Genomic DNA, 25,991 nt, shown 5'->3' on the forward strand with positions numbered 1-25,991 from the left:
AGCCGGCGTTGGTCAGTCAGGCCATCACCGCCGCGGCACGCGATCACGGCACGTTCATCGAGATCAGCCCCCACCCGTTGTTGACGCACTCGATCATCGAGACGGTCGAGGCCGCAGCAGCCGAACCGGCGACCGTGACGTCGACACTGCGCCGCGGCGACGACGAAACGCTCAGCTTCCACCTGCACCTCGCCGAACTCGGCTTCGGCGGCGCCGGCAGCAAGACCGGTGGCTTCGCCGAACTGCCCCCCGCCCCGTGGCAGCACACCCACCACTGGATCTACGGGCCGGTCGGCGGCGGCCAGCCGACCGACATCCACCCATTGCTCGGCGCGCACGTCGAGATGCTCACCGGCCGCGACCACATCTGGCAGACCGAACTGCGGCCCGAACTGCTGCCGTGGCCGGTCGAGCAGATCCAGGGACAAACCGTATTGCCGGCAGCGGCCCTGATCGAAATGGCGTTGGCAGCGGGCAGCCAAGCACTCGGCAGGCCCGTCGAGTCGATCGCGGTGACCGGCCTGGAGATCGAGCAGCCGCTGGTGCTCGATGGCGGGGTGCAGGTCACCACCCAGCTCAGCGGTGTGGACGCGCAGCCCCGCCTCGAGATCCACGCCCGGGCCGCCGGCGAAGCGTGGTCGCGCTATGCCGTCGCCGACATCACACCGGCACCGGCGGAGCCGGTGGCGGATGCGCCGTCGGGCCAGGGCGTGCTCACGGTGCCCGAGGGCGCCACCACCCATCCCGCCTACCAGCTGCACCCGGCGCTGCTCGATGCCGCGTTGCATGAGCTGGCCGCCTCGATCCCGGCGCCGGAGTCCGACGCGGGTTACGCGCCGACGGCGGTGGCCGCGGTGCGGGTGCTCGGCCGGATGGGCCGTCAACTGCGTTGCCACACCGAGCTGACCAGCCGCGACGACACCGCGGCAGTGTGCCGGATCGTCCTGACCGATGATTCGGGGGCCGTGCTGGCCGAGCTCGCCGGCGTCGAACTGCGTCCGGTCGACCCGCGCTCACTGCGGGTGCCGCTGGAGCAGAAACTGTTCGTCACCGAATGGATCGAAGCCGCGGCGCCGGAGCCCACCGGCGCGCCGGCCGGCAGCTGGCTGCTGCTGACCGAGCCCGACGCCGCCGGCGACGGCGACGGCGGAACGAAGCGCCTGGCGTCGGCATTCGCGGCACGGCTGGCCGGCCCGGACCGCAAGGTCATCACCGCACCGTTCGCCGACCAACCGGCACTGACCGAGGCGGTCGCGCAAGCCGGCGCCGATCCCGCGCACCCGCCGGCCGGCATCGTGGTGGTCCTCGCGCAGCACGGCGCAGACATCGCCGACCCGCAAGCGCTGGCCCGTGCCCGCGACCTCATCTGGACCGCGTCCACCGCGGCCCGGGCGGCAGTGCAGGGCTGGTCGGGGGCCAACGGTGCCCGGCTGTGGCTGGTCAGCCGGGGCGGGCTGGCGGTCGGCGCCGGCGAGCCGGGCGACCCCGCCGTCGGCGCACTCAAGGGCGTGGTCCGCACCTGGCGGTTCCCCGGCGAACTGGCCCGGGTGCTCGCCGATGAACCGGACCTGGCCGCCACCCTGGTCGACCTGGACGCAGCCGACGACGTCGACGCGGTGGCGGGCATGCTGCTGGCCGAACTGCAGGCCCCGCTCCGCGACGACATCATCGGCTGGCGCGCCGGCCAGCGCTACACCGAACGCCTCACCCGGGCCTCGCTCGGCGAGGCCGCGCAGGCCTCCGACGCCGGCCACGCCAAGGTCCGCGCCGACGGCTCCTACCTGCTCACCGGTGGTCTCGGTGGGCTGGGGACGGTCGTCGCGCGCTGGCTGGTGTCGCGCGGCGCCGGGCGGATCGTCCTCAACGGCCGCAGCGAGCCCTCCGAGCAGCAGCGGGCCGTGCTCGACGAACTGGCCGCCGGCGCCGAGGTCGCCTACGTCGCCGGCGACATCAGTTCACCGGGGGTGGCGCAACGCCTGGTCGCCGCCGCCGAGGAGACCGGCCGGCCGCTGCGCGGCGTCGTACACGCCGCCGGTGTGCTCGGCGATGGGCTCGTGACGGCGGTGACCCCCGAGAGCCTGGAGGGCACCTGGTCGGCCAAGGCGCTCGGCGGCGCGCTGCTGCATGCCGCCACCGCGGATCGTCCGCTCGACTGGTGGGTGGGTTTCTCCTCGATGGCCGCCCTGCTGGGGCTACCCGGTCAGCTCGGCTATGCCACCTCCAACGCGTGGCTGGACGCCCTGATGACCTGGCGGCGCGCGTCCGGGCTGGCGGCGACCGCCGTCAACTGGGGCCAGTGGTCCGACGTGGGTATCGGACGCTCGATGAGCCTGAGCGTGCTCGATCCGATCAGCCCCGCCGAAGGCGTCGAGGCACTGGACGCGGTGCTCGACGCCGAGTCCCTCGGGCCCCGGGTCGGGGTGGGCCGATTGCGCATCGACCGGGCCGTTGCCACCTCGCCGGAGTTCCGGGACCTGACCTTCTTCGAAGACCTGGTCGGCGATGCTTCGACGGTGGGTGCCGGGGAGGGCAGCGGCAGCGCCGCGGACCGGGGTGACGCTGGGGCGCCGGACTGGGCGCAGATCCCCGCCGACAAGCGACACGACGAACTGGTGGTCCGGCTGCGGGCTATCCTGGCCCGCGAGCTTCGGACCTCGGCGGCAGCGGTCGACGTGGACCAGCCGTTCCCGGAGATGGGTCTCGACTCGATGATCGCGATGACGGTTCTGAAAGAGACGCAGCAACTGGTAGGGGTGGATTTGTCGGCGTCGATGCTATGGAATCACCCCAGCATTTCAGCTTTGGCGACGCATCTGGTGGGATTGTTGGCATCTCGGTACGCCCCGCAGGACGAAGCAGCACAAGATGACGGTCATCTGACGTTCGACTCCTCCGGCGGTGTGCTGGACGAGTTGTTCGATCAGGTCGAGTCGGCATCGACCGGGAGCGAGAGCGGTAGTTTTTGATGACGGGACCTTCCAAGACGTCGATCTTCAACAGGATGTCGGCCATGGGCGCCGACAAGCGGGGGGCGCTGACCGAGCAGTTCGAGAAGGCGTCCCGGATCGCTGCCGCCGAGCCGATCGCGGTCGTCGGGATCGGCTGCCGGTTCCCCGGTGAGGCCTCCGGCCCGGACGCCTACTGGGACCTGCTGGCAGGCGGCCGCGACGCCATCACCGAGATCCCGCCGGACCGTTGGGATGCCGACGAGTACTACGACCCGGACCCACTGGTCCCGGGGCGCATGTCGTCGAAGTGGGGCGGCTTCATCTCCGATGTCGCCGGTTTCGACGCCGACTTCTTCGGCATCTCCCCGCGCGAAGCCGAGGCGATGGATCCGCAGCAACGGCTGATGCTCGAGGTCGCCTGGGAGGCGCTCGAGCACGCCGGCGTGTCGCCCGAACAATTGGCGGGCATCCGCTCCGCGGTGATGATGGGTGTGTATTACACCGAATACCAAGGGATTTCAGCGTCCAACCCGAATGCGATCGACGGTTACTCGGCTACCGGCAACGCGCACGCCGTCGCGGTCGGCCGGATCGCCTACCTGTTGGGTCTGCGCGGACCGGCGGTGGCGATGGACTCGGCGTGCTCGTCCTCGCTGGTCACCATCCATATGGCCTGCCAGAGCCTGCGAATGCGCGAAAGCGACCTGGCCCTGGCCGGCGGGGTCAGCCTCATCCTGCGGCCCGAAACCCAGATCGCCATGGCGAAGTGGGGAATGCTGTCGCCGCGCGGGAGGTGCCACACCTTCGACGCCGGGGCCGACGGTTTCGTTCGCGGCGAGGGCGCCGGGATCGTGGTGCTCAAGCGCCTGGCCGACGCGATCCGCGACGGCGACCGGGTGGTGGCCGTGGTGCGGGGCTCGGCGATCAACCAAGACGGTAGGTCCAACGGGCTGACCGCACCGAACACCATCGCCCAGAGCGACGCGATCACCCGCGCGCTGCGCAGCGCCGACGTCGCGGCGAATTCGGTGAACCTCATCGAAACCCACGGCACCGGAACCGGCTTGGGCGACCCGATCGAATTCGAGGCGCTCGCCGAGGTCTACGGACGCGGTGCCGACAAGTGCGCGCTGGGCGCGGTGAAGACCAACATCGGCCACCTGGAGGCCGCGGCCGGGATCGCCGGCTTCATCAAGGCCGCGCTGTCGGTGCAACGCGGGCAGATCCCGCCGAACCTGCACTTCTCCAAGTGGAACCCGGCGATCGACCCGTCCCCGACGCGGCTGTTCGTCCCCACCGAGATGACACCCTGGCCGGCGGCCGAGGGCCCGCGACGTGCCGCGGTGTCGTCGTTCGGGCTGGGCGGGACGAACGCGCACGTCGTACTCGAGCAGGGCCCGGACCCGGCACCCGCGCCGGCGCCGGCCGACCCGGTGGCCACCCTGGTGGTCTCGGGCAAGACCGATCAGCGGGTGGCGGCCTGGGCTGCGACGCTGGCCGACTGGCTGGCCGGCCCCGGCGCCGCGGTGCCACTGGCCGACGTCGCCAACACCCTCAACCACCACCGCAGTCGGTACGCCCGGTTCGCCACGGTCTGCGCCCGCGACACCGAGCAGGCGGTGGCCGGGCTCCGCGCGGTCGCCGGCGGCTACCCGGCGCCCGGCGTGGTCGGCGCCCGCGGCGCCCGGGCCGGCAAGGGCACCGTGTTCCTGTACTCCGGTCAGGGATCGCAGTGGGCCGGCATGGGCCGTCAGCTGCTGACCGAGGAGCCGGCGTTCGCCGCCGCCGTGGACGAGCTGGAACCGGACTTCGTCGCGCAGGTCGGGTTCTCGCTGCGCGGCGTGCTGGAATCCGGTGAGCCGGTGGTCGGCATCGACCGCATCCAGCCGGTCCTGGTGGGCATGCAGCTGGCGTTGACGGCGCTGTGGCGCTCCCACGGGGTCGAGCCGGACGCGGTGATCGGGCATTCGATGGGGGAGGTGGCCGCCGCCGTGGTGGCCGGTGCGCTGACCCCGGCCGACGGCCTGAAGGTGATCGCCACCCGTTCGACGCTGATGGCCCGGCTGAGCGGCCAGGGCGCGATGGCGCTGCTGGAGCTCGATGCCGATTCAGCCGAGAAGCTCGTCGCCGAGCACTCCGACATCACCGTGGCGGTGTATGCGGCCCCGCAGCAGACGGTCATCGCCGGCCCGCCCGACCAGGTCGACGCGGTCATCGCGGTGGTCGACGCCCAGGGCAAACTGGCCCGCCGCGTCGAGGTGGACGTGGCATCGCATCACCCCACCGTGGACCCGATCCTGGGCGAGCTGGCCACCGCGCTGGCCGACGTGAAGCCGTCGGCCCCGCAGCTTCCGCTGATCAGCACTGTCGGCCAAACCGGAAGTGACACACCGGGATCATTCGATGCCGACTACTGGGTGCAGAACCTGCGCAACCCGGTGCGGTTCAGCCAGGCCGTCACGGCGGCCGCGGCCGGTCACGGCACCTTCATCGAAGTCAGCCCGCACCCGCTGCTGTCGCATGCCATCAACGGAAACCTGGAGTCGGCGCGGCCCGCTGGCGACGGCATCGTGACCGGCACCCTGTTGCGCGACCAGCCCGAAGCGCTGAGCTTTCACACCAACCTGGCGACCGTCGCGCCGCCGGCGGCCGCGGCGCCGCAACCCGATGGTGGGGTCGGGCGCGCCGAGCTGCCGCCGCGCCCCTGGCAGCACGTGCGGTACTGGGCCGGCGTGACCGCGGCGAACCGGCACTCGGCCGACGCGCATCCGCTGCTGGGCGTACACGTCGAGCTGCCGTCGGGCCACGGCCACGTCTGGCAGGCCGACGTGGGCACCGACGTCGTGGCATGGATGGCCCACCACAAGGTCCATGGCCAGGTCGTCATGCCGGCCACCGGCTTCGCCGAGATGGCGCTTGCCGCGGCCGGTGAGGCGCTGGGCCTGCCCGCGTCCGCGGTCGCCGTGGACCGGGTCGAGGTCGAGCAGATGCTGCGGGTCGACACCCGGACCGAGGTGACCACCCGACTGCTGCCCGACGGTGAGGGCTCCGACGAACTGCGGATCGAGATCCACTCGCGCGCGCCCGGCGGCGCCTGGTCGCGCCACGCTGTCGCCCGGGTCGCGGCAGCCGCCCCGGAGTCGGCCGCCGCGCAGCGCCCGGCATCCGGCGGGGGCGGAACCGCGTTGTCACCGGCGGACCTCTACACCGCGTTGCGCCGCACCGGTCTGCAGCATGGACCGGCGTTCGCCGCGCTGACCCGCATCGTCCGCAAGCCGGGCGGCGGCTCGGAGGCCGAGATCGTGTTGCCCGACGAGGCGACCGCGCACCGGGGCTATCGGATCCACCCGGTGATGCTCGACGCGGCGCTGCAGTGCCTGGCCGCGGCGCTGCCCGACGAGTCGCTGAGCGGATCGGGCCCGGCGGCCGAGGAAGCCACCTACCTTCCGGTCGCGGTGGAGAGCATCCGGGTCTTCGGCGAGGTGGGCCGGCGGGCCCGCGGCTACGCCGAACTGGTGAGCCACGACGACGGCGGCATCCTGGGCCGGGTCACCTTGACCGACGACACCAGGACGATCACCGCCGAGCTGTCCGGCATCTACCTGCAGCGCGTGCAGCGTCGCACGGTGCCGTTGCCCCTGAGCCAGAAGATCTTCGACACCGAGTGGATCGACGCCGACGTGCCAGGGGCACCCCCGGCGGCCGCCGACGGCAGCTGGCTGGTGCTGACCGAGGGCGACGAAAGTCGGGCGTTCGCAACCGAATTCGCCGACCGATTCGCCTCGGACAATCGCCGGGTGATCACCGCGGACCTGACCAGCGAGCCGGCCGTGCGGGAGGCCTTCGCCCAGACCGCCGGCGACCCGGACCGGCCGCCGGTCGGGGTGCTGGTCTTCGCCGACAACGGTTCCTTCGACGCGGCCGCTGCGGCCGAGCGCGGCCGCGAGCTGGCCTGGTCGGTTGCCGCCACGGTGCGCACCGTCGTCTCCGGCTGGCACGGCACCGCACCCAGGTTGTGGCTGGTCGGCCGCAACGGCCTGACCGTAGGTGCGGAAGAGTCGAACGAGCAGGGCGACCCGTCCATCTGTGCGCTCAAGGGGCTGGTGCGGGTGCTGGCCTACGAGCACCCGGACCTGCGGACCGGTGTCGTCGACCTGGACGCGGCCGCGGATCCGGCGGCGGCGCTGATCACCGAACTGGGTCTGGCGGGCACCGACGACGTGGTGGCCTGGCGCGGGGAGCGGCGCTACGCAGAACGCCTCAAGCGGGCCACCCTGGAGGCGACCGGCGCCCCGGCCGTGCGCTCCGATGGCGCCTACGTCCTGACCGGTGGCCTGGGCGGCATCGGCCTGGTCGTGGCGCGGTGGCTGATCGACCACGGCGCCGCGCGCATCGTGCTCAACAGCCGCTCGCAGCCCTCCGACGAGCAGCGCGGGGTGCTCGACGAGCTCGCCGAACGGGCCCAGATCGCGGTGGTCTCCGGTGATCTCGCCGCCCCGGGTGTCGCCGAGAGCCTGGTGGCCGCCGCGACGGAGACCGGGTATGCGCTGCGCGGTGTCGTCCACGGCGCCGCCGTCATCGACGACCAGATCGTGGTCGGTATCGATCACGACACCCTCGAGCGGGTCTGGACGCCGAAGGCGACCGGAGCGCTGCGCCTGCACGAGGCGACGGTGGGAGAGCCCGGCCAGGACCTGGACTGGTGGGTCGGGTTCTCCTCGACGTCGTCGCTGCTCGGGGCACCCGGACAGGCCTCCTATGCCGCGGCCAGCGCCTGGCTCGACGGCCTGGTGGCGTGGCGGCGGGCCGCCGGACTGCCGGCGATCACGATCAACTGGGGCCAGTGGTCCGGCGTCGGAGTCGCCCAGGAGCTCAAGTTCAGTGCGCTGGACCCGATCGACCCGGCCGAGGGCATGGAGGCGCTGGAGGCGATTCTGGGCGGCGACCTGGCCCGGGTCGGGGTGGCGCGGTTGCGCCTGGACCGGGTCGCCGCGGCGTTCCCGGAACTGCAGCAACTCGGCTACTTCGCGACGCTGGCCGCCGAGCTCGACCTCGACAGCGAGGACGACGACTGGCCCGGCCCGGAGGGCCTGAAGCAACTCGACGCCGCCGAGGCCGCCAAGGCGGTCGTGGGCCGGCTGGGTTCGCGGATCATGGCCATCATGGGTTATCCCAAAGGCAGTGCGATCGACCCCGCCCGGCCGCTGACCGAGCTCGGCATGGATTCGCTGATGGCGGTGCGCATCCGCAACACCGTCCGCGGCGACTTCGGGGCGGAGCCGCCGGTTGCGCTGCTGCTGCAGGGCGCCTCACTGACCGACCTGGCCGCCGACCTGATCCGCCAACTGGGCCTGGCCGCGCAGGAGAATGCCGACGGCGCCGGCGATGTCGGCGGTGTCCGGAGCCGCGCCCAGCAGCGTGCCGCGGCACGGCAACGGGCGGCGTCGCGGCGAAAAGTAGGAGACCGAACGTGAGCACCCACAACGAACTGCCCCCCAACGCGATCGCGGTCGTCGGGATGGCCGGGCGGTTTCCCGGCGCCCGCAGCCTGACCGGGTTCTGGAACAACCTGCGCAACGGTACCGAATCCATCGTCACGCTGTCCGAGGACGAGCTGCGCACCAACGGCGTGAGCGACAAGGCGCTGGCGAACCACAACTATGTGCGGCGGGCGGCGTTGCTGGAGGGTATCGAGGAGTTCGACGCCGGCTTCTTCGGTTTCACACCGCTGGCCGCACGCACTATGGACCCGCAGCACCGGCTCTTCCTGCAGACCGCCTGGCACGCCCTGGAAGACGCCGGCTACCGGCCGGGGGAACTCGAGGGGTCGGTCGGGGTCTACGGGACCAGCACCACCAGCGGCTACCTGCTGCACAACCTGATGTCGCACTACGACCCGAACCTCATCATCGGTCAAGGTGTCAGCTTCGAGATGGTCAACCTGTCGTTGCAGAACGACAAGGACTATCTGGCCACCCGGGTGGCCCACCAGCTCAACCTGCGGGGCCCGGCGCTGTCGGTGCAGACGGCGTGCTCCTCGGCGCTGGTCGCGGTGCACCTGGCCTGCCAGAGCATCCTGGGCGGCGAATGCGACATGGCGCTGGCCGGCGGTTCGTCGCTGCGGATTCCGCACCACGTCGGCTACTGGCACGAACCCGGCTCGATGGTCTCGGCGACCGGGCACTGCCGGCCGTTCGACGTGCGCGCCGACGGCACCATCTTCGCCAGCGGTGTCGGCGTGGTGGTGCTGAAGTCCCTGGAGGCGGCCGTGGCGGACGGTGACCGCATCCACGCGGTGATCCGCGGTTCGGCGCTCAACAACGACGGCGCCACCAAGATGACCTACGCGGCACCCACCGCCGCCGGGCAGGCCGACGTGATCGCCGAAGCGCACGCGGTCGCCGAGGTCGACGCGTCCACCATCAGCTACGTCGAATCGCACGGGACCGGCACCCCGCTGGGCGACCCGATCGAAATCGAAGGCCTGCGACAGGCTTTCGCCGTCTCCGACGAGCAGCGCTCGGGCCCCTGCTATGTCGGATCGGTCAAATCCAACATCGGGCACCTGGAATCGGCGGCCGGCATCGCCAGCCTGATCAAGACCATCCTGTGCCTCAAGCACCGAGCGATACCCGGCACGCTGCACTACACCAGCCCCAACCCCGAACTGCACTTGGACTCCGGGCCGTTCCGGATCCGCAGCGAGTACGGGCCCTGGGAAACCGAGCAGTCCGTCCGCCGAGCCGGGGTCAGTTCCTTCGGGGTCGGCGGCACCAACGCGCACGTCATCGTCGAAGAATGGCCGGAAGAGTCGCCGGTGGGCGCGGCACCCCAGCCCGGCCCTCAGGTGCTGCTGCTGTCGGCGCGCACCGCCGAGGCACTGCAGCAGGGGCGCTCGGAGCTGGCGGCCGAACTGGCCGGTGCCGACGCCGAGGCGCCCAGCCTGCCCGACGTCGCCTACACATTGGCCCGCCGGCACCCGGAGAACCTCCGGTTGGCCGCCGTGGTCGCCGACCGGGCCGACGCGGCCACCGTGCTCGGCGCCGAGGAGAGCGAGAACGTCTTCGTCGGCGAGGGCTTGGACCGCCCAGCCGATGCGCCCGACACCGACCGGGTGGTGTTCTTGTTCCCGGGCCAGGGCGCACAGCACATCGGGATGGCCCGCGGGCTCTACGACACCGAACCGGTGTTCGCCGAGCACTTCGACCGCTGCATCGCCGGCTTCGACGCAGAGTTCGGCTTCGACCTGCGCGCGGTGATCTTCGAGGGCACCTCCCGTGACCTCGAACGCACCGATCGCACCCAACCGGCGCTGTTCACGGTCGAATACGCGCTGGCGAAGCTGGTCGAAAGCTACGGGGTGCGCCCGGCGGCGCTGGTGGGCCACAGCATCGGCGAATACGCCGCGGCCACCATCGCCGGTGTCTTCGACCTCGACACCGCGATCAAAGTGGTCGCCATGCGGGCCCGGCTCATGCATGCCGCGCCGCGCGGTGTGATGGTGGCGGTGCCACTGAGCCCCGACGCGGTCGGCGCCTACCTGACCGCCGACGTCGACCTCGCCGCGGTCAACGACCCGGACGGTTGCGTGGTGGCCGGCGCCGAAGACGCCATCCGCGCGTTCACCGAGGCGCTCAAGCAGGCCGGGATCAACGCGCGCCGGGTGCGCACCTCGCACGCGTTCCACTCCCGGCTGATGGAGTCGATGATCCCGGAGTTCACCGGTTTCCTGTCCCGGCAGACGTTGCGCGAACCGCAGATCCCGCTGCTGTCGAACCTGACCGGCACTCAGATGGCGGCCAGCGAGGCCACCAATCCGGCGACCTGGGCACGCAGCGTGCGGGCGACCGTGCGCTTCGCCGACGAGATCGACACCCTGCTGGGCGACCCGCACCGCGTCCTGGTGGAGGTGGGCCCCGGGGCCACGCTGACCGCTTCGGCGGCCCGCCATCCGAAGTTCGCCGGCGGGCACCGAACCGTCCGGCTGATGCGCCACCACGCTCAGAACCGCGACGACCGGGACACCTTCCTGCTGGCGCTCGGCCAGTTGTGGGCTGCCGGCGTCGAGGTGGACTGGTCTGGCCTGCGCGGCGACTACCAGCCCAAACGTGTCACGGTTCCGGGTTATCCGTTTGAGCGCCAACGGCATTGGCTGGAGCACAACGCCGGCGCCACCTGGGTGTCCGGGGCCGCCTCGAACAACGGTGCCGCGGCGACCGGCTCGTCCGGAGCCGACGGCGCCGGCGGCTCGGCCGGGGCGTCCATGGACGCGACGCTGCAACGCATCTGGGCGGTCTGCCTCGGTGTCAGCTCGGTGGACCGCAACGCCAATTTCTTCGACATCGGCGGCGACTCGCTGGTGGCGATCAGCGTCGCGATGGCCGCCTCCCACGAGGGACTGGACCTGACCCCGCAGGACCTCTACGACAACCCGACGGTGTCGGCGCTGGCCAAGGCACTGACTGCCCGCTACGCCGCGGGCGGGTTGGCCCGCCAGTCACCCGGCGAGGTCGAGCACCCGCCCGTTCCGCCGAACATCACGTACTTTTTGGAGCACGGTGTTCGCGAGCACGGCCACTGGCGCATCCCGCTGATTCTTCGGCTGCGCCCCGATGTCTCCGTCGACGACGTCCGCGCGGTGCTCACCGCGGTGGTCAATCACCACGACGCCCTGCGGTTGCGCATCACCGAGCGGGCCGGAACCTGGGAACAGCAGGTAGCCGAACCCGGCGAGTTCGGCGAGATCAGCACGCATTCGCTGCCGGAGGGTCTCACCGCCGAGCACGATGCGGTGCGCACCATGCTGGCCGAGCACATCGGCGAACAGGATCTGTCCTGCCCGCCACTGACCGCCCTCTACATCCGGGGTGCCGCAGGCGACGTGTGCTATCTGGCGCTGAGCCTGCACGCGATCGTCGGCGACGAGGCATCCCGCGACATCCTGCTGACCGACATCTTCACCGCGTTCGGTCAGCAGCTGGCGGGCAACGACATCGAACTGCAGCCGGTCGGCGTCGGATGGGCCGAATGGTCGCAACGCTGCGCGGGGCTGGCCACCCACCCGGCGGTACTGGAGAGCCGCGAATTCTGGTTGCGGACAACACAAGCCGCAACCCTGCGGCTGGGCGCCGACGTCGCCGAGCCGCCGGGGACAGCCGATCTGGCCAAGCTCACCTCGGCGCTGGCGGCGGCCGACGTCAGCGAGATCGACGACGCCCGGCGCCGGCTGCGGCTGCCGATCGACGAGATCCTGCTGGCCGGGCTGAGCCGCGCGGTGGCAGCGGCCGTCGGCGAGGGCACCGTCGCCGTCGACATGGCGGGAACGGGCCGTTCGGTGCTCAAACCCGATGTCGACCTGCGGCGCACCGTCGGATCGTTCACCACGATCTACCCGGTCACGCTGAACTGCTCGATCGCCGGAGGGTCGGGCGCGCGCGGGCTGCTCGACGAGATCCACCAGACCCTGGGGGCGGTACCGCACTACGGGATCGGCTACGGGCTGCTGCGCTACCTGTATGCGCCGACCGCGCGGTTGTTCGGCTCGGCGGCTCCGGCCCAGATCCACTTCGCCTACGTCGGGGCGATCCCCGAGCTGCCGGCCGCGCAGGACGCGCCCGTGCAGTTCGACCCCGACACCGCGATGCCGGTGCGCGAGGCGCTTGCGGGCCTGGGACATGCGCTGGAGCTGCGGGCCTACCGCTCCGCTGGGGTGCTGCACCTGGACTGGTGGTATGACAGCCGCCGCATCGAGGAGACCACGGTGCGCGCTATCGCCGACGCGTTCTCGACGGCGGTGATGGATCTGGTCGCCGAAGCCATCGCCGAAGACGAGATGGCCTCGGCCGACGCCGAAGACGGGGAAATGACCCTGGTCGAGCTGTCTTAGCCGTTCAGGATTAGGAGAGAACCGGAAAGTGTTTGCCACGTCGGTCATTCGGAAGCTCGCGACCAGTGAGGAGATGCTCGCCGAGACCCACAACTTCGTGGGCCTAGCCGCGCACGTCACCGGTCCGGTCGACATCGACCTGCTCTCGGAGGCCTACGAGGCGCTGCTGGAGGCCCATCCGATCCTCACCGGGCGGCTGGAGCGACTGCCCGACGGCCGGCATCAGTTCGTCACCGACGACCTGATGCCCGACGGCATCGAGGTGATCGAACTCGCTCGCCCCGACGCCCAACCGCCGGCCCCGCATTTCGATCAGACGGAGTCGCTGGTTGCGCTGCGGGTGATCATCGCCGACGGACAGGCGCAGCCGACCCTGTATGTGCATCACGCGGTCGCCGACGGTCACCACATGTACGCGCTGATCGAAGAGATGCTCTCCTACTACACCGACCTGGTCACCACCGGAAGGGTCGGCGCGATCAACGTCGAACCGGCGCCGCAGTCGATCGAGGCGGTGCTGGCCGACCGCGGGATCGAGAAGCAGCAGCGCTCCGGCATCGAGCGGTTCATGCCGGCGCTGTTCGGCTACGACCTCCCGCCGACCCGCCGGGCCGTAGCGACTGAGACGCCGTCGTCGCCGGTGCGGGTTCCGATGGCGTCGTGCCGGCTCTCGGAGAGCCAGACCAACGACGTGGTCGCCTTCGGCCGCGCCCACGACCTGAGCCTGCACGCGGTGCTGTCGGCGGCGGTGCTGATGGCCGAATGGCAGTTGCGGGGCAAACTGAGCATCCCGGTGCCCTACGTCTACACCGTCGACCTCAGATACTTTCTCTCACCGCCGGTTTCGGCCACCGGATGCACCAACCCGATCGGTCTGGCCACCTATCTCGCCGAGATCGACGCCAAGACGGACTTGGTCGCGATCGCCCGGGACATCGCCGAGAACTTCCAGAACGACCTGGACGAGGGCGTCGTCCAGCAGTCCCGGCTGCACTTCAGCCCGCAGTACGTCGGAAATCCGCCCGGCCTGCCCGATGTCGTGGTGCTGAGTAACAACGGCTTGGTTCCACCGGTGCGGACACCACCGGGTGTGGAGGTGACCAGCACCCACGGCGAACTGTATTTCGCGGTGAGCGCCGGGATCGACATCTATTTCACCCAGATCTTCGCCGGCCAACTCAACATCGAATACCACTCGCACGGGCCCGAGCCGGAACGCTCGGTGGAGGCGATCCGCTCGCTGCTGTGCGAGATCGCCGAGCGGCATGCGAGTGTCAGCTGAGGCGGCCGAAAGCGTAGCGGTGATACTGCAGCATCTTCCGCAGCGGCGGCACCGCGCGAGCCACCCGGCTGGGGCGCCGGAAACCGGCCGGCACCCGGTTGAAGGTCTCGGCGTCGAAGAGGTTGGCGGCGGCCAGCAACCGGAGCCCGCTCACCGACTCCAGAATGTCGTTGGGGCTGTTGACGGCCCAGTGCAGCGTGGCACCGGACTGACGCTGCAGCCGGTGGCTCTTCTGCGACTTGATCCCGAACCAGTTGTAGAAGTCGATCTGCAGTTCGCCGGCGGGGAACCTCTCGACGACGCTCTGCAGCAGCGCCACCCCGTCGGATTCGGTCAGATACATGCTGATGCCCTCGGCCAGCAACAGCACCGGGCGATCAGCGGGAATCTCCTCCAGCCAGGACGGGTCGGTCGCCGAGGTCGCCATCAGGTGATAGCCGGGGCGGTCGGGGTAGATCTGCTCGCGCAACGCGATCACCGGCGGCTGGTCGACGTCGTACCAGGCCACCTCCGGGCCCGGATCGATCCGGAAGACCCGGGCATCCAGGCCGCAACCCAGGTGAATGACGGTGGACCGCGGGTGAGCCGCCAGGAACTGGCGCGCCCAGATGTCGTACTGGGCGGTGCGCACCGTCACCAGGGGCGCCCACCGGCCGGGAGCTTTGAGCGCCTCCCAGTCGAAATCGATGCGCTCGACCGCCTCCTTGGCGTATTGGTCGCCCAACACCGGGGAGTCGAAATCGGCGTCGAGGGCCTTGAGGTACAGCGTCGTCAACATGGTCTGTGCGGCGCCGTGCAGGTCGACGGGGATCTTGTCTGCCACGTCGGCGAGCCTAATACCCTGGACGGGAACCGGATGCATCGCACGGTCGAAGGAGGAGGCGGATATGGCGGGTGAGGCCAACGGCCGTGGGCAGGCGCCGCGGGTGCTGCTGCTGTACTACAGCTACACCGGACAGGCGCTCAAGGTGCTCGAGGCCGCCGGTGAGGTGTTCGCCGAGCGGGGCTGCGAGGTGACCAAGGCCGCTATCGAGTTCACCGATCCGCGCTACGCGCAGCGATTCTCGCGGTTCCCGATGCGCCGGGTGTGGCCGGACATGCTCAGCGTGCTGAAAGCCCAGCAGCAGGGCGAGACGGGCCAGATCCGCACACCCGACGCGGTGCGCGACGGCGACTACGACCTGATCTGCATCGGCTCACCGACCTGGTGGAAGGCGCCCGCCATGCCGATCCGGTCGTTCCTGCAAACCGACGAGGCGCGAAAGCTACTGGACGGCAAGCCGTTCGCGGTGTTCACCGTGTGCCGGGAGTACTGGCAGGAGAACTACGCCGAGGTCTGCCGGCTCGGTGAGGAGTGCGGTGGCCGTTACACCGACGAGATCCACTTCACCTATCCCGGCGACCCGCTGCGCTCGATGCTGTCGCTGACCAGTTACCTGGGCAGCGGGCGTTACCGCAACCGCTACCTGGGGCTGCGCCTCCCGCCCACCAACGTCCAGCCCGAGCAACTCGACCGGGTGCGCACGTTCGCGGCGGGCCTGGCGAGCCGGCTGTTCGGCAAGTAGAGGAAAGGTAGGCATGCCCCGTTCCTTCGACATCGTGTTCGAGTCGCCGGCGACCGTCGAACAGGTGCAGTCCGCATTCGGCTCGCGCGACTACTGGCTGGCGCGAATCGACGCCTTCGAGGGCGAGAAGACCCTGGACTCGCTGACCGTCGACACCACCGGCACGGTCCGGGTCGTGGTCACCGAAGACCTGCGTCACGGTGCGTTGCCGGGCATGCTCACCAAGATCTACCGCGGCGACCTCAACATCGTGACCACCGAGGTCTGGACGCCCACCGGCGACGGCCGGGTGAGCGGCGACATCGACGTGGCGGTGGTCGGGGCGCCGGGCCGCGGCGGGGGAACCGCATTGCTGCAGCCGGCCGGCAGTGGTTCGCGGATGGACCTCACCGGGACCATCGAGTTCAAGATGCCGCTGGTGGGCGGCCCTATCGAGAGCTTTTTGGCGAAAGAGTTCGCCCAGGGGATCCCCGAGATCCAGCGATTCACCGCCCGGTGGCTGACCGAAGGGGCCGGACGATGACGGCGCCGGACGCCCCGCGTTTCACCCCGGCCAACGTACCCGCTGCGGCCGAGGCGCTGGCCCGGCTCGACATGCCGCTGGGCGAGGCGATGATGACCCAGCGTGCGGTGCGCCGGGTCTACTCCGAACCGGTCGACGACGCGGTGGTGCTCAAATGCATCGAGCTGGCGCTGCGGGCCCCCACCGGCAATGACGGGCAGAACTGGGAGTTCATCGTCGTCCGCGACCGCCGCGTCAAGGAGGAACTGGCCAAGCGCTATCGGCAGGCGTGGAAGATCCAGCGTGACGTGGTGTTGCGGCGCCGGCTCAAGACCGACGAATCGATCGCCGGCATCGCACGGGCGATGGAGTGGCAGATCGACCACTTCGCCGAGATCCCGGTGCTGGTGGTGGCCTGTCTGCGGTTGGGGGCCCGCGAAGGGCGACTGCCGGTGGTGCGGATGCCGCACATCGCCGAGTCGGCCTACTGGGGGTCGATCTATCCCAGCGTCCAGAACCTGCTGCTGGCGGCCCGGGCGATGGGACTGGGCGCCTCACTGATCACGCTGCCGTTGTGGAGTCAACGGGCGGCGCGGCGCATCCTGGGCCTGCCGCGCGAGATCACGCCGTGCTGCATCGTGCCGCTGGGCTGGCCCCGCGGGCGTTACGGTCCGACCACCCGCCGGCCGGTCGGGGAGGTCGCCCATCTCGACGGCTACGGTAACCGGGCTTGGCTGGAAGAATGATCCGTTTTCGGATGCAATGGTCCGCGTTCGGAGCCGAAAAGGCATCCTATCCGTCGGTGACGATTACAAAGTTCTGTTTTAATTGTGTAGCGCAAACCGAGTGATGTAGATTCACCCGATCCTGTGTAACACATTGGGCGGGGGGCTCATGGACGCGGCGAAATACACATCTGATCCGAAGGCTGTGCTCGCAGCGGGAGCGCTCGCCGCCGCGCTGGTCACACCGGTGGCGGCCACGCCGGCGGGCTCGGTCACCGCGGCGCGGGACCTGGCACTGGTCAGCGCCGGAGATTCGCTGCTCAACATTCCGCTGAACCTGTTCCAGGTCATTGCCAACATTCCCAGCACCGAACTCGGCGCGATGACCGTTCTGGGCAACTCGCTGATCTACAGCGGCAACTGGTGGTCGCCGAGCGCCACCAACATCTGGGGGGAGGATCCGGGTGATCCGGGCCATTTCATGGCCTCGATCGACATGGCATTCCCGTTCACCCAGATCTCCGGGCAAGGCAGCCCCGCCCCGGGCGCTCCCGGCTTCGACTGGGATGAGGCGGCCGCCGGCCACCTGGGGCTGGGCCAGCAGTTCACCCTGCTCGCCGATGCCGAGATCCCGACGAGCGCCTCCAGCGATGCCGACTACAGCGCACCGCTGCTGCCGTCGAGCGAGATCACCGGCTCGTCGTTCCTCGACCACAACGCCTGGTTCTTCGCCGCGCTGTCCGGTATGCAGCCATTCCCGCTGTTCGATAACTGGTTCGGTGTGCCGCTGTCGGATCTGATGGCCGGCTATACCTTTCCCACGGTCATCAACCCCTCGATGGGCATCGGTGTCGATAGCGAGGGAAACCCTGACGGCTCGGTACCCGGTGATCCGCTGCTGGGTTTCCCGGGCACCCACCCGGCCACGCCGGACGACCTCGCGAACCTGCCGCAGGACGCCGCGACACAGTCGCAGGGGATCCATGTGGTGCCCGGCACCGATGAGGTCGTCAACGGCAACGGCAACCCGGTGCACCTGATGCCGTGGTCCAACGAAACGTTCAAGCTGGACCTGCTGTATCCATTCCAGAACTTCTACGACAGCCTGCAGGCCCCGGTGGACCCGGAGAGCTATCTGAGCGGATTCCATATCCCCACGTTCGATGAGGCCGGCCGGGCACTGCAGACCCTTGCCGCGGGCATGATCATCGCCTTCGACCCGTCGTCGCCCGGCGACCCCTTCTGCGGGGCCACCTGCCTGGCGTACCCGTCGACCACCCCGCTGGCGCTGGTGACCGGCCTCGACAAGATGTGGCCGGGAAACCCCTACCTGCAGAATTGGCTCGCGCTGGCCAACGCCGACAATCCGCTGAATGCGTACTACGGAATGGCCAACGGGCCCACACCACACCAGGTCGACGTCAACGACGCGGTGTCGCAGTCGCTGCAGCAGTGGTTCGATGTCGGCAACGCGTCGCCGGATGACCCGCCGGCCAACGTCGACACCCCGATCGCGTTCGCGCCCTCGCCGATGATGCAGCAGCTCATCGACTTCATGGAACAGTCGGGTGTCCAGCAGCTTTTCGCCGACTGGGCGCAGGTGGCCGGCTACCAGCCGGTGGACTTCGACAGCCTCACCCCGGTGCTGGGAGCCGGCCCCGACGACCTCGGTGGCGCCGCGGTGGGCGGTGCGGACGGATTCGCCGGCTTGCTCGACGCCGTCGGGCTGGGGGACCTGGCAGCGCTGCTCTGAATCGGCCCGGGCAGGGGCGCCACCGGGTGCAGGCGGTCACCCCGTGCGGTATGGTCCGGCAGGATTCGATTGGTGCGAAACTTCGCGGCGGCAACGCCGGGAGTTGCTCGTCGGGGTCAGAGACGGCGACCGAAGCTGGTCGAGCGCTCTCCTCGAGTAGAAGATGCGCCGAAGACCATCATGATGTATCACTTAGCGGACGATGTTCCACAGCCCATGTAAATTTACCGGTACTCGCTTAGACACCGGGCCGCGCCGCCGCTATGCTGGCACGGTTCGGTGGGGACTCAAGGGGGACATGTGAAGAATGGTGTGACGCGGAAGCGTCGTTATACGAACGCGGGTAGACACCGAGCGGTGCCCGAGCGTCGCCACCCGATCACCGGTGCCCACCGCGCGGTCCTGCAGCGCCGTCACATGACAGCGGGTGCCGCCGTCGCCGCAGCGAGCGCCGTTGCCATGGCCCCCGTCGCGCCGGTTGCGCCCTGGGATGCCGGCCTGACCGCCGCCGAGCGGGCGGTGCAGCTGGCCGCCGAGGCCTCGTTCCTGAACATCCCGTTCAACCTGTTCCAAGACATCGTCAACATCCCGTTCAACAACGTGCAGGCCACCAACGTCCTGAACAACTCGTTCTTCTTCACCGGCAACTGGTTCACGCCGAGCGCCACCAACATCTGGGGTGAGGATCCGGGCGACCCGGGTCACTTCATGGCGGTCGTGGACTACATGTTCCCGTTCGCCCCGCAGATCTCCGGTGCCTTCGACCCGGCGATCGACCCGGAGGCGCTGGAGAACGGCACGGCGGGCATCGGTCAGCAGTTCGCGATGTTCGCCGCGGCGCTGCTGCCGGTCAGCGCATCGTGTGACTCGATCCAGTGTTTTCCGATGTCCCCGGTGGAGCCGATCACCGGGGTGACCGCCATAGACGCCATGCTGAACTTCTTCATCAAGTTCAGTAACTTCCCCAACGACGACAACCAGCTGGATCTGTTCAAGTACTGGCTGAAGGTGCCGATCCAGGACATGCTCGACGGCTACAAGTTCCCCGACAGCCCGTTCAGCGACCCCGACAACCCGACCTCCGCCGGCATCGCCAACCCGGACGCCGGCGTGGGTGAGGGTGGGGCAGTGCCGGGTTCACCGTTCGACGCGGTCCCGGGAGCCGACGCCCAGCCCGGCTTCGGGTACCCGGGCACCGTCGATGGCGGTCTCGATGAGTACGGCAACCAGATCAACCTGATGCCGTGGGCCGGCCTGACCTTCAAGCTGGACCCGTTCGCGCCGTTCCAGCGCTGGTTCGACAGCCTGATGGCGCCGGTCGACTGGAGCGTCAACGGCGACGACCCGCTCACCGGCTTCCACTTCTCCAGCCCGGAGGAGATCTTCCAGGCGATGAAGGCACTGATCGCCGGGATGGTCGTCGACTTCAACCCGTACGTCCCCGGTAGCCCGATGTGCCCGGGGCTGTGCAATATGGCGCCGGTCTCCCCGCCGTGGGGAGTGACGAGCCTGGACCTGGTCAAGTCGATCCAGAGCATCGGCGCCCCCAACCCACTGATCCAGCAGTGGATCGACCTGACCGAGCAGGAAGCCGCCAACGCCGTCGGCAACGCCAACGGATCGACCGACGAGCAGGTGATGGCCGGTATCTCGGCGCTGCAGACCGGGATCTTCACCTTCGACGCGGACACTCATAACGAGATCATCGATTGGCTCGGCGAGATCAACCCCTGGTTGCCCAACCTGGTCGTCAACGGCGGGCTGATGACCGACCCCGGCCTGCTGGGGCCGTGGCCGATCAACCCCGAGACCGGCTACTACACGCCGCCGACCTACAACCCGGACCTGGCGCTGGACATGCAGGAGATCGGCGAATACGGCGGCAAGAACTCACTGCTGCTGTGGAACGACTTCATCATGTTCCTCGACCCGAGCGGCGGGCTCAACACCACGCTCGAAGACCTGTGGGCCGAGATCGCGAGCTGGTTCACCTTCTAGACCGGCACGTGAAGTAGACCGGCCGTTGCCCTTCCCGGGCGGGGGAGCGCTATCGGTTGCACTTATGTAATTCTTTGGTAGATTGCATAAACCTACTTAGGTCATGCCCGCGTCTGGCATGGCATTTCCCCTCGTCATCGGAGGTCCGCCCGGATGGTTGCTGCCCTGCGCTCATACTTCAGTGCTGGGCTGGCGATCACCACGGCGGGCCTGGTGGCCATCGCCCCGGTGCCGCCTCGCGTGCCGGCTCCCGACACCGCCGTTACTCATCCGGCGCCACACCTGACCGCCGGCGAATCGTTGCTGAACGTTCCGCTGAACCTTTTCCAGGACCTGGTCAACGTTCCGGCGAACTACATCCATGCGCTGGACACGACGGCGAAGTCGCTGTTCTACAGCGGCCCGTGGTTCGTCGGCAGTCCGACCAACGCCTGGGGTGAGGACCCCGGCGACCTGGGGCACTTCGAGTTCGTCGCTCAACTGCTGGTCCCGTTCCCGGAGCTGTCCGGAGCCGGCCACGAAGGGGACTTCTTCCATCCGGGTCTCGGTCAGCAGTTGTCCATGCTGGCCAACGTGCAGATCCCGGTAGATCTGAGCTGCGCGGGCATGGACTGTCTGCCGGTGATGCCGACCAGTCCGATCACCGGCTTCACCTGGATCGACCAGACCGTCTGGAGCCTGCTGATCGCCACCGGCCTACAGAAGTTCCCGTTGATTCAGAACTGGTTCCAGGTTCCGTTCGCCGACATGATGAACGGCAATTCCTATTACTTCGACCCCAACGGCCCGGGCATGGAGAACATCGGGTTCGCTCATGACGGGTTCTACTGGGAGGGCACCCGCACCCTGGAGGAGCTGGGGCTGAACCCGGAGGACTACCCCGACATCGACCCGGACGCCCCGCTGCAGCCGTGGACGGGCAGCTACTACGAGATGGACTTCGACCAGCCGTTCATCAACTTCTTCGACAGCCTGATGCAGCCCTTCGACTTCGACAAGTTCCAGCTTCCCGACTTGGTGGAGTTCGGCAGGGCGCTGCAGGCCGTCTTCGCCTCATTCCTGGTCGCGTTCAACCCCTTCATCCCGGGCAGCCCGTTCTGCCCCGGGCCGTGCCTGCTGCCCGAGCCGGGCGGTGACCTCTTCAACCCGGAGGACTGGAACACGCCCAGTTACTACCTGCTGGCCAAACTGGTCGGGGACCTGTGGCCGGGCAACCCGGTGATCGACGAATGGCTGGCCGCCTATGACGGCGGCACCGCCAATGTCTCGACGCCGGAGATCATCGAGTACGAGGCCTGGCTGTGGCGGCTGGGCACGGTGCTGCTCGACCTCAAGAACCCGCTGCCCGACGACCCGGTGATCGACACCACCGGATTCCTGCCGACCGTCGATCAGGTCCAGGACTTCCTCGGCGACTATCTGTTCAACATCGCCGACAACATCGGGATCATCGGGCCCTTCGACATCCAGGGCCTCTGGGACGCCGTCTTCGACGTCACCGCGGCGTGATCGCCGGCACCGGCCGGGGACGACCCGGCCGGTCCGGCGCACGGCCGGGCGTGCTAGTCCCCGATCAGGCCTGACAGGTCGGGCAGGTAGGGGTACAGGTCGGGCAGCTCGGTCTCGGGAAGCATTCCCAGCTGGACCTGGGCGGCCGTCCACCCCTGCTCGAAGCCCAGCTCGAGGTTTTGCGACACGACGTCCCAGTCGATCGTGGGCATGCTCCACGACACCGGCGTCAGGACGTCGGCGGGATCGCTGCGGTCATAGCCCAGGTCGACCAGCACCCGCAGGGCCGGCTGCACCAGGTCGGCCATCGCCGGCCCGAAGAAAGGCACCCAACGGATCCCGTCGAGCAGCGGCAGGTTCTGCGTCGGGATCAAGAAGTAGTCGGTGTTGACGTCCTCGGAAGTCGGAAGCTGCACCGCGTCTTGAACCGAGTCCGGGTTGAACGTCGTCGGCCACCCGGGCAGCAGTGCCGGGTGCAGGCTGACGTAACCGGCCATCGCGTTCGCCAGGGCGAGGAAGTTCAGCGGGTACTTCGGGAAGTCGGTCGCTCCGCTGTACTCGATGGTGTAGATGTCGGTGTGGTAGATCCCGTCGGCAGGCGTCATCGGCATACCCGAGTCGAAGCGGGTGAAGAAGCCGCCGTTGGGGTTGCCGAGATTCTCCAGCAACACGAAGCTCAAGTAGTCCGGATCCGGCTGCTGATCGGCGGGCAACCCGAGCAGGTTCACCAATTCCTGAGTGGCCACCGCGGCGCTCATCGAGTAGCCGAACACCGTCACGTTGTCGCCCTCGGCCAGGTGCGCCCTGATCGCCTCGTCGATGTCGGCGGCACCCTGAATGATTCCGGGTCCGTAATCGGTCTGCGGTGTGGTCACCCCGATGGGGGTATAGCCCGGAAACGTCGGCTGTCCCGGAAACGGGTTCTGCGGGTTGAGGAAATCGGCCATGACCTGGTCGATATAGGAATCCTTCGGCGTCGGCTGAAACGCCGAGCCCATGATCAGTGCGGTGTCCTCGCCGAGGGCCACCCCGGCACCGAGCGCCGACGTCATTCCCAGTAGCCCGGCGCAGCCCCCCGCCACCAGGCCGACCGTCATCCACCGATTTCTAGAGCGTGTCATCAACGTCCCCCATTTACATCACACACATGTCCGCGTCAGCGTACACAGGAAGTCGTCCCAGTGCCCGCCGAGGTAGAGAAAAGTTTCGCGGACGTCAAATAGTTTGCCGGAGGAGGCCGCCGGCGTGCCGGGCGATAGGGTGGCCGGGTGGCTCTACCAGCACCGGGTCCCGACCGCGCGGCCATCGTCACCGGCGCCTCGTCGGGGATCGGTGCTGCGGTGGCGCGGGAACTGGCCCGCCGCGGCCACCAGCTGATCGTGGTGGCGCGTGGCGCCGACCGGCTGCACGCGCTCGCCGCCGAACTGAACCCACATCCCGTGCACGTGCTGCCGGCGGATCTGTCCTGCCGCGCCGAACGCGCAGCGTTGGCGGACCGGATCGCCGACCTGGAACTGGTCCCCGACATCCTGGTCAACAACGCCGGCCTGTCGTTGGTGGCACTGGCCGCCAACACCGACCCGGCAAGCCAACTGAATCTGGTCGAGGTCGACGTGGCCGCCGTCGTCGATCTGTGCAGCCGATTTCTGCCGGGCATGGTGGCACGAGGACGAGGTGCCGTGCTGAACGTGTCGTCGGTGGCCGGCTTCGGTCCGCTGCCCGGCCAGGCGAGCTACGGCGCGGCCAAAGCGTTCGTCGCCTCCTACACCGAGAGTCTGCGCAGCGAGCTGCTCGGTACCGGTGTCAGCGCCACCGCGCTGTGCCCGGGACCGGTCGACACCCGATTGGACGTCGCTGCGGGGTTCCGCGAGGGCGAACGCAAGCAGGTCTTGCCCGCGGTGATGTGGAAGTCGGTGGACAAGGTTGCTCGCGCAGCGGTCGACGGCATGGCCGCGGGCAAGGGCCGGGTGACACCCGGTTGGGCGAACCGGTTGCTGGTGACCGCCTACCGGATCGTGCCGCACGGCCCGCTGCTACCGTTGCTGGCGCGGCGCACTCCGCTGTCGACTCGCAGCGCGGGTGAGGGGAACACCGGGATTCCGTCGACGTCACGGAGCGGTCGATCGCCGGACAGGGGGAGCAGTGTCATGCTTGAGGTCATCGACAAGGGCTGCGTGAGCGAAGATCATCCGGCGCCGCTGCTGTTCGTCCACGGCGCTTGGCACGCCGCCTGGTGCTGGGACGAGAATTTCCTCGGATACTTCGCCGACCTGGGTTACCGCGCGGTCGCGGTCAGTTTTCGCGGCCACGGCGGCAGTGCGATCGACAAGCCGCTGCGAAGCTGCAGCGTCGAGGACTACGTCGAAGACGTCAGGTCGGTGGCCGACGGTCTGCCCGAGGCACCCGTGGTGATCGGCCACTCGATGGGCGGGCTGATCGTCCAGAAGTACCTCGAGGACCGTCCCGCGCCGGCCGGGGTACTGATGGCGTCGATTCCCCCGCAGGGCAATTACGGATCCAGTCTGCGCTGGCTGCGCAACCACCCCTGGCAGGCCGTCAAGATGGTCGTCACCGGCAAGTCACTGCGCTACATCAATACGCCGGAACTGGCCCGGGAGAAGTTCTTCTCCGATCAGACCCCCGAAGACCGGGTGCTCGAGTGTGCGGCGCGGCTACAGGAGGACAGCGCCCGCGTGAGCATCGACTGCCTGATGCTCAATCTGCCGCGCCCGGCGCGCATCACCGCGCCGCTGTTGGTGCTGGGAGCCGAACAAGACGGTGCGCACACCCGCAAAGAAGTGCAGGCGACGGCGCGCGCCTATGGCACCGAGGCGGAGTTCTTCCCCGGCATGGGCCACAACATGATGCTCGAGCCGGGCTGGGAATCGGTGGCCGAACGAATTCACAACTGGCTCGTCAGTCGCGGACTGTAGCCGCCGTCCGGGTCGGTCAGTCCTTGGCGAAGCAGTACAGCCGGTAGACGAACTCGCCGTTGCGCAGCGCGCCGTTGAAGGTCCAGTCCGTCGCGGCGCTGGCGAAGCGGGCCATGCTGCCGTGGTGAGCGATCATGTCCTGCTTGCGGGCCAGGTTCTGCTCGTTGCCACGCAGTACCGCCATGCTGATGTCCTCCTGGGTCACCAGTCGCAGGCTGGTGTTGGCCAGCTCGGCGTCCCACCGGGCCAGCTCGCTGCGGCGGCGGAAGTCGGTGTAGAGGAAATGCCCGCCCGGCGCCAGCACCCGCGCCGCGTCGTCGAAGAACCGGGCCGGATGCGGGTACAGGTGTGATGCCTCGACCTGGAACACCACGTCGAACGACCCGTCGTCGAAGGGCAGGTTCTGGGCGTCGCCCTGCACGAAGTCCATCCCGGGCAGCTGGTGGCGCTGGCGGCAGAATTCGATGGCGGTCTCGTTGAGGTCCAAGCCGGTGTAGGACGCCGGCTTGAAGGTGCGCGCCACATATGACGCGCCGCCGCCGTGGCCGCAACTGACCTCGAGCACCTTCTTGCCGGCCAGGTCCACCTGTGCGGCGGTGCGGTGGTACTGCTGGATGAAGAACCGGTTGGGTTCGTCGGAAGCCTCCAGCGGCACCGCCATCGGCGGGTCTTCCTCGTAGCCGTAGTTCAGGAACAGCCAGTCGTCACCGCTGAGCAGCTTGGTCTGGGTGGCGAACCGCTTGGTCACGAACGACGTGAACAGCAGGTGGTAGACGAACGGGTTCGTCATTACGCGGTGGGTAACCGGGTTGAATATCAGACGGTTCATCGTGGCCACCGAGGGAGTATGTCACGGAAGAGGTTTGCGGCCGGTGATGGGGTCAGCGGCC

14 protein-coding genes and 1 pseudogene are annotated in these 25,991 nt (G+C 69.0%); 12 read left to right on the top strand and 3 right to left on the bottom strand.

The window, feature by feature from the left end; genetic code table 11:
* From AWC24_RS09810 to AWC24_RS09825, 4 genes are all read left to right on the top strand, one after another.
* Positions 1–2,966: SDR family NAD(P)-dependent oxidoreductase (locus AWC24_RS09810; protein ID WP_133055713.1), on the top strand; the 2,966-nt coding region annotated here is incomplete at its 5' end.
* Complete coding sequence (locus AWC24_RS09815) at positions 2,966–8,422, top strand: type I polyketide synthase (protein WP_085084403.1); 5,457 nt, start codon at positions 2,966–2,968, stop codon at positions 8,420–8,422. The genes AWC24_RS09810 and AWC24_RS09815, both read left to right, overlap by 1 nt.
* Entirely contained in the window at positions 8,419–12,834 is a 4,416-nt protein-coding gene (locus tag AWC24_RS09820; protein ID WP_085084405.1) for a type I polyketide synthase, read from the top strand. The genes AWC24_RS09815 and AWC24_RS09820 overlap by 4 nt, the downstream gene beginning before the upstream one ends.
* A 28-nt stretch (positions 12,835–12,862) precedes the next feature.
* Positions 12,863–14,116: a phthiocerol/phthiodiolone dimycocerosyl transferase family protein gene (locus tag AWC24_RS09825; protein ID WP_085084407.1), complete on the top strand. Its 1,254-nt coding sequence runs from the start codon at positions 12,863–12,865 to the stop codon at positions 14,114–14,116.
* On the opposite strand, the gene AWC24_RS09830 is transcribed toward AWC24_RS09825, so the two are convergent.
* Positions 14,109–14,939, bottom strand: a complete 831-nt coding sequence (locus AWC24_RS09830; protein WP_085084409.1) for a class I SAM-dependent methyltransferase — start codon at positions 14,937–14,939, stop codon at positions 14,109–14,111. The two genes, AWC24_RS09825 and AWC24_RS09830, sit on opposite strands and share 8 nt — an antisense overlap.
* 64 nt (positions 14,940–15,003) lie before the next feature.
* Between AWC24_RS09830 and AWC24_RS09835 the strand changes: the two genes are divergently transcribed.
* From AWC24_RS09835 to AWC24_RS09860, 6 genes are all read left to right on the top strand, one after another.
* The gene (locus tag AWC24_RS09835) at positions 15,004–15,681 is read left to right on the top strand and encodes a flavodoxin family protein (protein ID WP_085084411.1); all 678 of its coding nucleotides are present in this window, start codon (positions 15,004–15,006) and stop codon (positions 15,679–15,681) included.
* Between the two features lie 13 nt (positions 15,682–15,694).
* On the top strand, positions 15,695–16,204 hold the full coding sequence (locus AWC24_RS09840) for a DUF2505 domain-containing protein (protein WP_085084413.1): 510 nt from the start codon (positions 15,695–15,697) through the stop codon (positions 16,202–16,204).
* A complete protein-coding gene (locus AWC24_RS09845) occupies positions 16,201–16,929 on the top strand; it encodes a nitroreductase family protein (RefSeq protein ID WP_085084415.1) in 729 nt (242 codons plus the stop codon). The genes AWC24_RS09840 and AWC24_RS09845 overlap by 4 nt, the downstream gene beginning before the upstream one ends.
* A gap of 184 nt (positions 16,930–17,113) precedes the next feature.
* Entirely contained in the window at positions 17,114–18,661 is a 1,548-nt protein-coding gene (locus AWC24_RS09850; RefSeq protein ID WP_133055714.1) for a hypothetical protein, read from the top strand.
* Positions 18,662–19,018: 357 nt separating this feature from the next.
* Positions 19,019–20,659 carry a hypothetical protein gene (locus AWC24_RS09855; protein WP_085084419.1) on the top strand — a complete coding sequence of 547 codons (1,641 nt, stop codon included), beginning with the start codon at positions 19,019–19,021 and terminating at the stop codon, positions 20,657–20,659.
* 153 nt (positions 20,660–20,812) lie between these two features.
* Positions 20,813–22,168 carry a hypothetical protein gene (locus tag AWC24_RS09860; RefSeq protein ID WP_085084421.1) on the top strand — a complete coding sequence of 452 codons (1,356 nt, stop codon included), beginning with the start codon at positions 20,813–20,815 and terminating at the stop codon, positions 22,166–22,168.
* Between the two features lie 53 nt (positions 22,169–22,221).
* Here the strand turns inward: AWC24_RS09860 and AWC24_RS09865 are convergent, their stop codons facing one another.
* Entirely contained in the window at positions 22,222–23,265 is a 1,044-nt protein-coding gene (locus AWC24_RS09865) for a PE-PPE domain-containing protein (protein ID WP_085084423.1), read from the bottom strand.
* A 171-nt stretch (positions 23,266–23,436) separates the two neighbouring features.
* Between AWC24_RS09865 and AWC24_RS09870 the strand changes: the two are divergent.
* Positions 23,437–24,240 (top strand): annotated as a pseudogene (locus AWC24_RS09870) (SDR family NAD(P)-dependent oxidoreductase); the annotation flags it as partial.
* Positions 24,241–24,315: 75 nt separating this feature from the next.
* Positions 24,316–25,101 (top strand): alpha/beta hydrolase, encoded by a 786-nt coding sequence (locus AWC24_RS09875; protein WP_085084627.1) that lies wholly within the window; start codon positions 24,316–24,318, stop codon positions 25,099–25,101.
* A 16-nt stretch (positions 25,102–25,117) separates the two neighbouring features.
* On the opposite strand, the gene AWC24_RS09880 is transcribed toward AWC24_RS09875, so the two are convergent.
* On the bottom strand, positions 25,118–25,930 hold the full coding sequence (locus tag AWC24_RS09880; protein WP_085084625.1) for a phthiotriol/phenolphthiotriol dimycocerosates methyltransferase: 813 nt from the start codon (positions 25,928–25,930) through the stop codon (positions 25,118–25,120).
* Positions 25,931–25,991 lie beyond the last annotated feature (61 nt).

This window comes from Mycolicibacter senuensis (genome assembly GCF_002101885.1).
In the GTDB taxonomy this organism is placed as follows: Bacteria; Actinomycetota; Actinomycetes; order Mycobacteriales; family Mycobacteriaceae; genus Mycobacterium; species Mycobacterium senuense.